The organism is Mucilaginibacter sp. NFR10 (assembly GCF_900100445.1).
Lineage (GTDB): Bacteria > Bacteroidota > Bacteroidia > Sphingobacteriales > Sphingobacteriaceae > Mucilaginibacter > Mucilaginibacter rubeus.
This window is the reverse complement of the sequence record NZ_FMTV01000007.1, coordinates 203,960-216,572: the sequence shown is the minus strand read 5'-3', so window position 1 is coordinate 216,572 and position 12,613 is coordinate 203,960. Positions and strand designations below refer to the sequence as shown.

General features: G+C 43.6%; 7 protein-coding genes. 5 read left to right on the top strand and 2 right to left on the bottom strand.

What is annotated here, in order from left to right; genetic code table 11:
• Positions 1 to 23: 23 nt before the first annotated feature.
• Positions 24 to 602: an RNA polymerase sigma-70 factor gene (locus tag BLP33_RS21935; protein ID WP_090533154.1), complete on the bottom strand. Its 579-nt coding sequence runs from the start codon at positions 600 to 602 to the stop codon at positions 24 to 26.
• A gap of 1,052 nt (positions 603 to 1,654) precedes the next feature.
• Here BLP33_RS21935 and BLP33_RS21925 point away from each other — a divergent pair.
• The 4 genes from BLP33_RS21925 to BLP33_RS21910 all read left to right on the top strand — a co-directional run bounded on the left by BLP33_RS21925 (position 1,655) and on the right by BLP33_RS21910 (position 7,667).
• On the top strand, positions 1,655 to 5,056 hold the full coding sequence (locus BLP33_RS21925) for an ABC transporter permease (RefSeq protein WP_090533151.1): 3,402 nt from the start codon (positions 1,655 to 1,657) through the stop codon (positions 5,054 to 5,056).
• Between the two features lie 66 nt (positions 5,057 to 5,122).
• Positions 5,123 to 6,028 (top strand): DUF2268 domain-containing putative Zn-dependent protease, encoded by a 906-nt coding sequence (locus BLP33_RS21920; RefSeq protein ID WP_090533149.1) that lies wholly within the window; start codon positions 5,123 to 5,125, stop codon positions 6,026 to 6,028.
• Positions 6,029 to 6,308: 280 nt separating this feature from the next.
• On the top strand, positions 6,309 to 6,809 hold the full coding sequence (locus BLP33_RS21915) for a hypothetical protein (RefSeq protein WP_090533146.1): 501 nt from the start codon (positions 6,309 to 6,311) through the stop codon (positions 6,807 to 6,809).
• A gap of 408 nt (positions 6,810 to 7,217) precedes the next feature.
• Positions 7,218 to 7,667, top strand: a complete 450-nt coding sequence (locus BLP33_RS21910; protein WP_175490085.1) for a GNAT family N-acetyltransferase — start codon at positions 7,218 to 7,220, stop codon at positions 7,665 to 7,667.
• A 393-nt stretch (positions 7,668 to 8,060) separates the two neighbouring features.
• Here BLP33_RS21910 and BLP33_RS21905 read toward each other — a convergent pair whose 3' ends face one another.
• Complete coding sequence (locus BLP33_RS21905) at positions 8,061 to 11,066, bottom strand: ligand-binding sensor domain-containing protein (protein WP_090533142.1); 3,006 nt, start codon at positions 11,064 to 11,066, stop codon at positions 8,061 to 8,063.
• On the opposite strand from BLP33_RS21905, the gene BLP33_RS21900 reads away from it, so the two are divergent.
• The gene (locus tag BLP33_RS21900; RefSeq protein WP_090533140.1) at positions 11,055 to 12,611 is read left to right on the top strand and encodes a clostripain-related cysteine peptidase; all 1,557 of its coding nucleotides are present in this window, start codon (positions 11,055 to 11,057) and stop codon (positions 12,609 to 12,611) included. The genes BLP33_RS21905 and BLP33_RS21900 overlap by 12 nt on opposite strands.
• The last annotated feature ends 2 nt before the right edge of the window (positions 12,612 to 12,613 follow it).

Genomic DNA, 12,613 nt, shown 5'->3' with positions numbered 1-12,613 from the left:
CCCGGTAGCCAGGGGGGTAAAAATTATTTATCGAATAAAATAAAAATCAAAAATGTTATGATGCCCAATTTAACCCTCAATACTTTAAGCGCATTTTTTACATGGCTTCTTACAGATTGTTCGGTAATATCCAGCTTACCGGCAATCTCCTTATAGGTCATATGATGCTTGCGGCTCATTTCAAAAACGATGCGCATTTTTGGGGGTAAGGCCTGAATTTCTTTGTTAATGATCTCGGTCAGTTGCCGTTCACGCACCAGATGATCGGTCATGATAGGGGCGATAAGCTGGTCAGGAAGTTTCAATCTATATCTTTCATGGATCTGTTTACGCCCTATTAAGTTCAGGATCCTGTTTCGGGTAGCAGTATACAAATAATTTGACAGGTTGGTTTTAAATTCAATGGAACCATGATTAGCCCACAAAAAAGCGAATAACTCCTGCACTACGTCTCTTGCTTCTTCTTTATCCCTTACGCGGTTAAACGCATGGATATAAAGCAAACCGAAATACCGGTCGTATATCTCTGCAAAGGCCAGCGGATCATCCAGCTTGAGAAGATCTGTTAATTCGGAATCGCTTAATGTGTTATAATTGACCATCGCGATTATTTAAGTTACCTAAAAAAGCACACCTGACTGACGTAAGCAGCCATTGCGTGTAAATAATCAAGTTATTAATTGGCAGATGTATTAAATGTGGTTTTGACATTAAACGCAATTTGAGTAAAATGGCCGATCAACTCCTATGAAGATGTACTGAAAATCTTGAAACGAATTGGCTGGCGTTATAACTTAAATTTCGACTTAAATAAAGCACAATAAAGCAAATTTATTTTTATGCAGGAAATTTATTTCATTATGCCGGACGCGGACATAGCCGGCTTCAATTCAGACGGATTGATCCGCTCGGTTTTGGGGCTGGTAAACATGCACGGTCACGGATTACCTGTGAATCCGAATAAATTTTGTTCATATATCAATAATTCAAAATCACATTAACGGGATTTCGTGGCTTACTGATAGCTTGATTTTTGATAGTGTGTTAATATTCAGGTATTTATATGATGGTGTTACATTTGAATATTTGATAACAACCATCCCGCGAAACTTTGACTACCTCATCCGGACCCGTGGTATCAGCACATTCAACTATTGTCATGAAAGCGTTGCTAAACAAGGTCACTAAGATGAATAACTTGATATTTGACAGATCAAAAGCGAGCGTTGATCTTCAGGAGAAAGTCGGCCAATTTTTTTATAATAATCAAGCGGTTCTGAATGTAAACGAAATCGGCGAAGAGGGGTCAATCAAAATGGCTTATCTACTTGCCCTGCTCTTTCAATTGTAATATCGCCGTTGCAGTGAAGGTATCCGAAACCTTTTCTGCTCTTTATAAATGTTTTTATTCTGTGAGGTCACTGCATAACATCCTCGTTTTAACAATGGGATAGCAAATGTTGAGCCCTTTAATAGGTTTTCCCGGTTATCTGAGGCTATGAAGGGCTATGTTATTTATTAAAAACGTACGCTGCCTGTGCGGTTTTATTACAAATGAATATGTGAAAGTTTTTATAACTATTTATTAGTTAGTTAGTTATTGATTTGGAATGACGATTGAGCTAATTGAGCACGTGAATCATATTCCTATTATATGACCTTTTACGATCTGGCATCCCTTGGAAGCTTGTTTACCGGGCTGACGCTTGCTTTGCTGTTGGCAGCCAAAAGCACCGACCGTAGCAGTAACTTATTTTTAAGCTCTGCGTTGGTTACAGTCGTATTGAAGACCGGCGGACTTACACCGGTTCTTTTGCCGGCCCTGGGGCCGCTGTTGTATTTTTATGTGCGGCAGCAAACCTGTCCCGGCCAACGATTCAAACTAATAGAGCTGCTGCATTTCTGCCTCTTGCTGCCTGGATTTTGGATGCCGGGATGGCTGGTATTAATTTCGACCATTGGTTACTTGTATTTGTCACATCGTTTGATCAGTATTTTCTATGACCGGATACAGCCGGTGTTGATGGACCGGCCCCGGCTTGCTTTTCGGCGGCTGGAACAGCGACTTTTCTTGCTGGCTGTGCTCTGCCTGCTCTGGTCATTTTACACCATCTTCGGTTTTGCCGTAGCCTTGGTATTGTTCGGGATGACGGCCGGTGCAATACTAAAACCCCTTGGATCGGTGCAACCACAACCGGTAACGACGGACATACCGGATGCCAGAAGTAAAAGCCGGAAACTTAAAGAAGCGGTAGCCGCCGGCCGCCTTTATGAAGATGCCGAACTGACCCTGGCTACTCTGGCGGTGAAACTGGCGATGCATCCGCATGACTTGTCCCGGATTATTAACCTGGGTATGAAAAAGAATTTTAATGATTTTATCAATGAGTTCCGGGTACGGGAAGTCGTCCGGAAAATGCAGGATAGCAGCTATAACCACCTGACCCTGTTCGGCATCGCTTTCGGGTCCGGGTTCAATTCCCAAAGAACCTTCAACCGGGTTTTTAAAGAAATGACCGGAAAGACCCCTGTGGAATACAAAAACAACCTGAAAAAAGAATGGCCATTTGATAAATTGGCCATTCTGCCGCATAAGCGGCCAGTAATATTGCGTTCGGAAAGTCCGCCAAATCGGGTCTCCGAAAAATTAAAACGCAATCGTATGTTCCGCAATTATTTTAAAACTGCATTCAGAAACCTCCGTCAGCAAAAGTTGTACTCCATCATCAATATCGCCGGTTTAAGTATTGGGCTGGCCTGCGCCATGCTGATCATGCTATATGTTCAGGATGAAGTAAGCTACGACCGCTTTCATCAAAACGCCAGCCAGATCTACCGGATCGATAAGCAAACGACCAAAGATGATAACAGTGTCTCCAACGGCAGTTATACCGGTTATTTCCCCGGTCCGCGTTTTGCTGCAAAGATCCCGGAGATACAAAGCTTTGTCCGCTTTCAACCGGCGCAGGCAGATATTAAAATCGGCACAGATGTCAATTCGCAGGGTGTATGTTTTGTCGATGCTAACTTTTTTTCGGTATTCAGCTTTCCTTTACTTAGTGGTGATGCACGTTCCGTATTAACCCAGCCCAATTCCGCGGTAATTACCGAAGAAATGGCGAAAAAGTATTTTGGGCGTTCAAACGCCGTTGGCCAGATTATCTCCATCAAGGACGACAGTGTATTTAGACCCTGCATGATCACAGGGATTGCCAGGAATTGCCCGCAAAATTCATCCCTCAAATTCCAGGTACTGCGACCGCTGCATGTTTCTGCTGCAGCCGAAAATAATAATGCTAATTGGTTTAACTCATTTCTCAGCACTTTTGTCGTGCTATCTCCCGGTGCGGATATTAAAGCTGTTGAAGCAAAAATGAACCAGGTATTTGTATCAGATGCCGGCAAAGCCATTGGGGAGATAAAAAATAAATATCACGTAAAAAATATCGGTATAGCTTATTTGCTGGAGCCGCTTACTGGTATTCATCTGGGTAAGATGGTGCCGGGTGAAAACGAAATACTCCGCGATAAAAGTAACCCTGAATTTGCGTATATTCTTTCGGCTATTGCCCTTTTTGTGCTGCTGATCGCCTGTATCAATTTTGTTAACCTTACCATAGCACGTTCAGTAAAGCGGGCAAAAGAGATCGGTATCCGTAAAGTGATCGGCGGCACCAGGCAGCAATTACGGCTGCAATTTTTAAGCGAGTCTTTTCTGCTTTGTTTGATCGCTTTCACCATCGCGCTGGGGATCGTTATAACGGTATTACCGGTATTTGGCGGGTTAGCCAATAAAGTGCTGTCGCTTACTTATTTGCTTAATGCAAAACTGGTGAGCTGTTATATCGCGCTTTTTGTGCTCACCGGTTTACTGGCCGGGTTTTATCCCGCTATCATTTTGTCCGGTTACCACCCGGTCAAAACATTGTACAGTCGTTTTAACCTGGCCGGGAAAAGTTATTTACAAAAGGCCTTGGTCGTCTTTCAGTTCGCGCTGGCTTCTTTTTTAATCATAGGCGCGATCACCATTTTTTTACAGTTCAATTACCTGACCACGCAAAGTCTGGGATATGATGATCGTAATTTGATTACGGTTGACCAATTCCCTTTGACCCGAAGTGAAGCTGCTTTGATAAAAAAGAAATTGATGGAGAATCCCAATATTGTTGAAGCTGCTCCTAAAAATGGCGGTTATAATAACAATACAGTAAAAATAAATGGTGATCAGCAGATTAACATTGCTGTTGAAACGATAGATGCTGATTATTTACCGCTCCTTCGTGTACCCGTTATTGCCGGCAGGAATTTTTCAGTTACCTATCCGTCGGATCAGCTAAAATCAGCCTTGATCAATGAGGCGTTTGTCAAAGAAGCCGGTTGGAAGCAACCCGTTGGGCAGCAAATCAACACCTTTGGTAATGAGACCTACACGGTCATAGGTGTGGTTAAGGACTACCATTATCAGCCTTTGACTGAAAAAACAGGCCCGCAGCTTTTCACCATGAATCCGGCAAATAGTTTCGGTATGATGTACATTAAAATCAAGCCCGGCACAGAGACCGCGAGCCTCCGGTTCATTGGCCGGGTATTTAAAGAATTGTTCCCGCTGAGTCCTTTCGTTTACAACTTTAAACAAGACCAGAATAAGCAAAGTTATGCAGCCGAAGCCAGGTGGAAAGCGATCATTTTATTCAGTGCCGCAATTACTATCTTTATATCCTGTATCGGCTTGTTCGGCTTATCTGTATTGGCCGTTGAGAAGCGGGTCAAAGAGATCGGCATACGTAAAGTGCTTGGAGTTTCAGCAGGCAACGTAGTGGTAATCCTCTCAGCGGATTTTTTTAAGCTGGTCGTTATCGCGCTCGCCATATCTATTCCGTTTGCCTGGATCGCGGCCAGCCAGTGGCTGCAACATTACCCCTACCGAATTATACTCAACTGCTGGTTGTTTGTATCCGGTAGTGTATTGGTTATACTGATCGCCCTGATCACCATTAGTTTTCAATCTGTCAGGGCAGCGATTGCCAACCCGGCCAAAAGTCTACGAACGGAGTAAGTTATTTACCATTTCTCAGTTTACTGGCCTGCTAAATACCCCGAAGAATAGAACTAAAGCAACTTAATGATGAAGAAAATCATGTTCCTGATTTTGTTGGCCCCGGTGCTTTGCCGGGCACAGCATGTTTCTCAAACAGACTGGAAGAATTTTTGGACGATGCGCGATAGGGTATCAGCCAGCTCTGATACAGCCCGGCAACTTGCCGCGGTTAACCGTCTGTATATAGGCAACGCCAGTGAAGGTCTGAAAGCGTTCATGCGTAATAAAGACGGCCTGGACCGTAAATGGCTGGCGTTGCTTAAGAGCAATCCCGGCTTTTGGGATACCCTGCAAAGAAAGCAATTCATGGTCAATGCTGCCGTACGAAAACTGGAAAGACAGATCGCCCGCTTTCAAAAGCTATATCCCGGACTGAAGCCCGCACGGTCCTATTTTATTGTTGGTTTACAACGGCAGGGCGGCACGGTCCGCGGCAGTCTGTCGCTCATCGGGGTGGAAGTCGTGTTGAACGATCCTGAGATGACAGGCGATCAGTTGGTACGCATGGGGATCCACGAGTATACCCACACGCAGCAAAAGCGTCCGGATTTTCAGCATATCAATGTACTGACTTCGGCTATCCGGGAGGGGGCCTGCGATTTTGTGGCCAAACAAGTAACCGGCATCCCAATGAAAACACCTTATATGGCCTACGGTCCCCTGCACGAAAAGGAAGTGTGGCACTCTTTCCGACAGGAAATGTATACGCAAAACAATGATAACTGGGTGAGTACCGGCCAAAACCCGGCGTTGCCCGCGCCTGACCTGGGCTACTTTATCGGTTACCGGATATGCCAGGCCTATTATGACCAGGCAAAAGATAAAAAAGCGGCGCTAAAGGAAATCATCGAATTAGATTACGCAAACCCGGTAGCAGTGGACGATTTTTTCAAACGTTCGGGCTACCAGGGCGGCCGATCAGGTAACTGAACCACCATTTAAACCAGGCCATAACAACAGTGATAACCAAAATAGCTTGCTGCCAACAAACGGCCTAATTTCAGCGAGGATTGACTATAACCCCGGTTTTTAAGCACTGAGCTTAAAGTGGCCTTTCGGGATGGAGATTTGTTCAGAATCCCATAGGAAATCCGGGAAAAGAAGTAATCCAAATAGCTATCTGTTTTTATGTCATTAATCTTTACCATAAAACTGTATCGTACAACGATTTTCCTGCGTAATATCTATTATACCCGTAACCTGAATTACCATGAAAAAATTCCTGATCATCTTTACCCTGTTATTTATCGTAAGTGTCGGCTGTAAGAAAGAAAATGTTGGTGGCGGCGGACTTTGTGCATGCTCCCCGGTACGTGGGCCCGAAGTTAATTTAGTCATAAAAAACACTAACGGAGACGATCTTTTAAATGATAAGACAACAGGATCATATACAAAAGACAGGATCGCTGTATACCGGAAAGATGGAAATAGCAATGTCATCCCAATGGACTTTGCGATACGACCAGGGTTTTCTTATGGTAATGAGAAGTTCAATTTCAATTCCTTATTCCTCGGTAATCTTACTTTTCTGCAAAAATCACCTGCCGATGTTATCTATCTGAAGCTGGGAGAAAAGGAAGCCGGGGAGTTACGTTTACAACTCAATCAGGAGAAATATGAGGTAGAAAAAGTGATGATCGGTAATGAGGAAGCCGTAAAGGATTCCGGTACCGTCTCCAGGTATGCTGCTGTTTTTTATCTGATACAATAGAACTGGCATCTTCGTTATCATTTCCGATAACTTTAAAATACGACCTTGAAAAAAACGATCTATTTGGAATCATAGCCTTGCAATAAACCTTAGTAAGCGTCTCGCTGTCATCTGTTAATTTAATGAGTTTGTCCCTTATCCGGAATGTTTTTACACAACTATGTGATTTGAATTAACAGGCTTTAAGTAATCGATGCGGCAGTTCGCTTCGTGCTATAGTCCCGACTGCTTTTTCGATATCGTAATCAAAGCGGATGAATTCAGCCTTTAAGCCGCCGTTCGCCGCCAGGAGAGCATGTCGCGAGGCCGGCATCGAGATCATTATATTAATAACGAACCATTAATTTACTGTAATGCCTATTACGTACTTGTATGCGCTCATTTTACTGTAATTCTGTATCTTGGGGCATGGAATTTCGTTTCGCTGAACCAAACGACTTAAAGGCGCTGGCTGCTATTCGCGGGACGGATGATAATTCTGAAAGCTATTGGTTTAACCGGATTTCCGGTTATTATCACGGTACACACAGCCCACAACTGGCGTTAACCCCGCGTGTTATTATCATCGCTACTGACGATTTCAGGGTTATTGGATTTGTAGCAGGACATTTAACCCGCCGTTATGATTTCGATGGAGAACTGCAATGGATTGACACTATACCTGACTACCGGGGAAGGGGCATTGCCACAAGTTTATTTCAGCTTTTGAAAAACTGGTTTATAGAACAGGGTACAAAACGCATTTGTGTCAATTGCGCTTCTGACAACCTGGTCGCTTTAAATTTTTATAAGAAAAATGGTGCCGTTCCACTGAATGAATACTGGCTCGCCTGGGAAGATATTGGACAGGGATTATAGATGATTCAACTCATTTTACTTGCGGCAACAACGTCCGTCTATCGCAGAAAAGCATCTTTGGAAGATTGCAGATCTTTTTAGGCCTGCATAGACTGCTTCATTTGCCTTTCCGGACTGTATGTTGATTTAGCTTGATTAACCTTGTTATGGCAGGCTTATTATTCAGAATGTATTTCATAAGGAGCAAATGGTTATTTGTATGGAGAACCCCGTTGTCCATACAAAGTATTTAAGAAAACAGGTAGATCATATACGAGTCTTATTTAATAAATATGGCCACGTTTTTACAGATTTAAACATTTTTATGCTATTAAATAATTAAAGCGGAAATGGGTAGTAAGTGCATTTCGTTGTTAGCCAAAAAATCATCGCTTTTCCCGGCCGGCCGGAAACTTACGCTCTTGCTATAGTTATGCATGTTCCTTTTCCCGGTGCCGAAGCTAATAAAAACTGAAACCCGATTTGCTCTGCCCGGTGCTGCATGTTTCCCAATCCATAGCCGGTAGGTTTGCTGCTGACCTGAAATCCTATACCGTCATCGGTTATAGCAAATGATAGCCTGTTATGATGGTCTGGTTTAATGACGACGCTGATATTACTGCATTTCGAATATTTAAAGCAGTTGTTGATCGCCTCTTTCGCGATCAATAAAAGGTTTCTCTTTTCGATCTTGGACAAATGCTGGTTTTTTATTCCCGGATCAACATATGTTTCAAATTTAATCCCGTTCGCATGAGCCAGGGGCAGCACGAAGTTTTTGATACGTTCCATCAGCACGTCGATATTGTCCTGTGAATCCTCGAGGACCCATAGCATGTCACGGAGGCCCGCTGTCATACCGGTTATAAGCGTTTCAATTTCGTTCAGGTAGGATTGGTTCTGTTTTTTTTCGATCGCGAGGTGTGTGAAAATCTTGATTGAGTTGAGGCTGCTGCCCAGGTCGTCATGCAGGTCATTGGCAATATCCCGCCTGATGCGGTGCTGAATTTTAACCTGTTCAATACGATAGCGGTAAATACTATACAAAACACTGCATAGGGAAAGGATCATCAATACTTCAAACCACAGGGTTTGGTACCATTTGGGGACAAAGATCATCGATAACCTGATCGGCGCGGTAGTCCATATACCATTTTCATTGGAAGATTCCACTGATAAATGATAGCGACCGGGATTGATACCAATAATGTTGATGAAATTTCTTGTTCCTAAGTCGATCCAGTCATCGTTAAGTTCCTCAATTTTGTACCGGTACTGAACTCTTTTGGAATTATTGTAATGTAAGCCGGTAAAAGAGATCGTGGTTTGTAAGGCGTCATCGGGAACCAATAATTCTGAAATGTTTAAATTTCTCGATACCGTGCTGGCTAATTTGGAGTCTATCCTGATATCGGTGAAGTACAATTTTGGCGGATGGCGATCAATGATCAGCATTTTAGGGTCAATAATCGTGAACCCGTTCAAACCGCCTGCATATATTTTCCCTCCAGATTCGATACCACAATTTTCATCAAAGGCGCTGGAATGCAGGCCATCCTCCTCGTAGTAATTGGTAAAGGATGAGGTAGACAGATTATACACCGATAAGCCATTGTTTGATGTTACCATCAGGTTATCGCGATCAACACGGAATATTTTATAAACACCGTCATTGCATAAGCCGTTAGCACTGTTGAGTACTTGAAATACTTTGCCGGCGGCGTCGATTTCCACTATTCCGAGGCTGTAATTGGCCAGCCAAAACCGGCCATTGACCTCACATATATCAAAATACAGTCTTAATGGATTACCGGAAACCGGGTTTTTTATATTCAGATAACTCACTTTTGAGAAATCTTTTTCGATGACATCGATCCCGAAATCGGATAATACCCATAACCGACCGGAACTGTCCTGAAAGATTTTTTTTACGATATTGCTTCGCAACCTTATAGGTGAGCTGTTATTATTGACGATCCGGAGTGTCCGCCGTTTGAAATTCCAGCAAAAAAAACCTCTGTCATTATCTGAACCTATTACCTCGAGAGAATCACCTATCCTTATCGCGCTGTTGATATAGTTGCCTGACACCGGTTTTAATTCCGGGTAATAAGCGTTAACGGGGATTAATTTTCCCGCGGTAAACACATATAGCCCGTCGTCACCTGAAACAATTACGCGCTTGTTGAAGTCCGTGAAGGCAAAATTGAAAGATCTTTTTTGGTCGATCTTAGAGAATCTGTCGGTCGTGCTATCATACAGCAAAAGACTTTTTTCCTGGCCAACCAATATCTTACCGAAAGGTAAGGGATACAGATTATAGGTATGCGTAAGTCCGGCGTGTGCATACCCTGTATTATTAAAACCCCGGAACGCGGATGAGGTAGTGGACAGATAGGCAAGTCCCCGTTTACAACCGATCCACAGGTTGCCATCACTGTCCGTACACAGGTGGTTGATTTCGTTTAACCAGGATTCTTCGCCATTGCTGTTGGACTCCTTGATCTTGACGCAGGTTGACAGTCCTTCGTCGGTCTTATACAAGCCGCTGTTTCCGGCGAGATAAATATGACCGGCGGCCTTTGTCATCGCTGTGGTCTGCTCGCGGGCCAGGGTCATCAGGGGGCCGGCAAACCGATGGCGGATGACAAGTTTCAGACTGTTGTTATAACTTAGGGCGATCAAACCGGATGATGTGCCAAGCAGAAGTTCTCCTGGTTTAAGTTCTATAACGGTCTTAAAGATCAGCGGGCCTGTTTCTCCGGTCAGTTGTGCATTGGTGATGACCTTAATGATGTTTTTGGTCTTTCCGTCAATAACGGCAATCCCGTAGTGGTTAAAGAAAGCCCAGATACGGCCTGAGCGGTCAGTGAAGATTGTCCTGACAGCGTACAGATCGTCGTCTCCGTTTTTTTTAAACGGGGAGGAAGGGCCGTTGATCCAGGCTTGTCTGACGATGTCATATATTTTGATACCGTTGGTACAACCCAGCCAAAGCTGGTCCCGATAAAGGGTCATCGACACCGCCCAGTCGTCATTGTCTGCGCGAAGTCCCCTGATTGTTTTAACTACTTTCCCGGTTTCATAGTCAACCGCGTTTAATACGATCTCCGGATTTAAAACCCAGACCCAATGCCTGGAAGTATCGGTTATCAGCCAGCGTATATCCGTGCCGTAAAGCTTTCGGGTTTTTTCGGCGTTCTCCGTATACTTGGAAAAGGCCTTGCCATCGAAAAGATTTAACCCGTCCTGGGTCGCTATCCACATAAAGCCTTTAGGGTCCTGCAGGGTATGGTGAATATTATAACTTGATAAGCCGTCGTTTTGGGTATATTTTAATAATAAATGGGTCTCCGTCTGTTGGGAAACGCTTTTAAATGAATATATTAGGAGTAAAAAACACGCAATATGGAAACTCATGCTGTTATCCGGAAATGGAATATTATTTTTCTAATATATGCAGAATTGGAGGATATTACAACTAATTTTAATGGCCGGGATGGCTATGAAGCGGATGTGAAAGCAGACCTTGATCAACTTCTGAAAATAATACTCGAAATTGATACGCATGACAGTTTCAACCTGCTCACAATAGAAAATAAAGTTCAGATAAAGGATGAGATTATTCAAAGCGACGTGACTTACATTAGCCGACTGATCTTCGATCCCTGTAAAGGAAATAACACCTTGTTGCAACTGCAGCAATTGGAGGACCGTGACTTTGCACAGAAAAGCGACAGCATAAAAAAGGTATTTCGTTATATAGACCGGTATTATCCGGCCGAAAAGAACATGCTGATCACCTGGGATCATGGATCTGCATTTGGTATTTTTAAAAAAAAGCTGAAAGATCCGCCTCGTTCTGAAGATGAAGAGGTTAGCCCGGCCAGAGGGGGGACAGGCATGGCCGATGATTTGCCGATCCAGGCGAAGGAGGACCTTCTATCCGTAAACACAAAGGTACCGGAATCTCCGTGTTATAAGGTCCTGGCACAAAAAAAGCTCGATGAGAACAAGACAATCTTGGTAGTGAAAAATAGGCGCTTTTTACGACCGGATACTTTTTTTACTGAAAAAATGCGGTCAGGCACTTTTGAAGAAGCGCAAACAATAGATTTTGCATTGCTTTCCAATGATAAGCTGGCAGAAGCGATCAGCATGGGTTTTAAAGGAAAGCAGGTCGATGTATTGCTCATGTTCAACTGTTTTATGCAAAATGTGCATACCTGTTTTTCCCTTTGTAAAAATGTGAGTCACCTGGTAGCTCCGGAAGGAAGTATCTGCGCTCCCGGTTATGACTACAAAGCTATTGCCAGGTCAATCAAAGAGAGTCAGGGAAACATTGATGGTAAACAGCTTGCCAGGTTGGCGGTGAATACCTTCCGAAAGAATTATATATTCTGGAAACGCGCTGCGGCCCTAAAAGCTATTGGCGTATTTGCTTTTTCGCTGCAAGACTATGAACAACAAATGATTGCTGCTTTAAAAGATTGGATCCAGTCTATGGAAGAAATGATCCGGACTTTCACGGAACTGCCTGGTGAGATGCGGGCCGCCAGGGCTCATGATTACGAATTTGGGATCGTTCAGGACATGGACTATCAATTTATAGATCTGAACAATTATATGCTTGATCTCGTAAAGCGATCTGATAAACCGGCGCTGAAAAAGCCGTATTCGGCGGGGATCAGAGCTTTGAAAAAATCATTAAAAGTAGCGAGTACCGCAATAAGAACAGCAAGTACCATTGGCAGGGGATTTTATGCAGATGGGCGGGGAACCTCACAAACGATAGACAAACAACGGCCGACCGGTATATCCATTTATTTCCCTCAGGAAGCGCAGCAGCCGCCCGGAGCAATCGAGCAGTTGTTTATAATTCCCGGTGCACCATTTGTCACGAGCTTAATTGAGGTTTTAAAATGGAGGGAGTTTATCGATGTGGTTTATCCCCCCTCCACTTAAGC

Bases quoted from the DNA above. Each gene is read 5' to 3' on its own strand.
- BLP33_RS21935 (WP_090533154.1), bottom strand. From the start codon at position 602: ATGGTCAATTATAACACATTAAGCGATTCCGAATTAACAGATCTTCTC.
- BLP33_RS21925 (WP_090533151.1), top strand. From the start codon at position 1,655: ATGACCTTTTACGATCTGGCATCCCTTGGAAGCTTGTTTACCGGGCTG.
- BLP33_RS21920 (WP_090533149.1), top strand. From the start codon at position 5,123: ATGATGAAGAAAATCATGTTCCTGATTTTGTTGGCCCCGGTGCTTTGC.
- BLP33_RS21915 (WP_090533146.1), top strand. From the start codon at position 6,309: ATGAAAAAATTCCTGATCATCTTTACCCTGTTATTTATCGTAAGTGTC.
- BLP33_RS21910 (WP_175490085.1), top strand. From the start codon at position 7,218: ATGGAATTTCGTTTCGCTGAACCAAACGACTTAAAGGCGCTGGCTGCT.
- BLP33_RS21900 (WP_090533140.1), top strand. From the start codon at position 11,055: ATGGAAACTCATGCTGTTATCCGGAAATGGAATATTATTTTTCTAATA.
- BLP33_RS21905 (WP_090533142.1), bottom strand. From the start codon at position 11,066: ATGAGTTTCCATATTGCGTGTTTTTTACTCCTAATATATTCATTTAAA.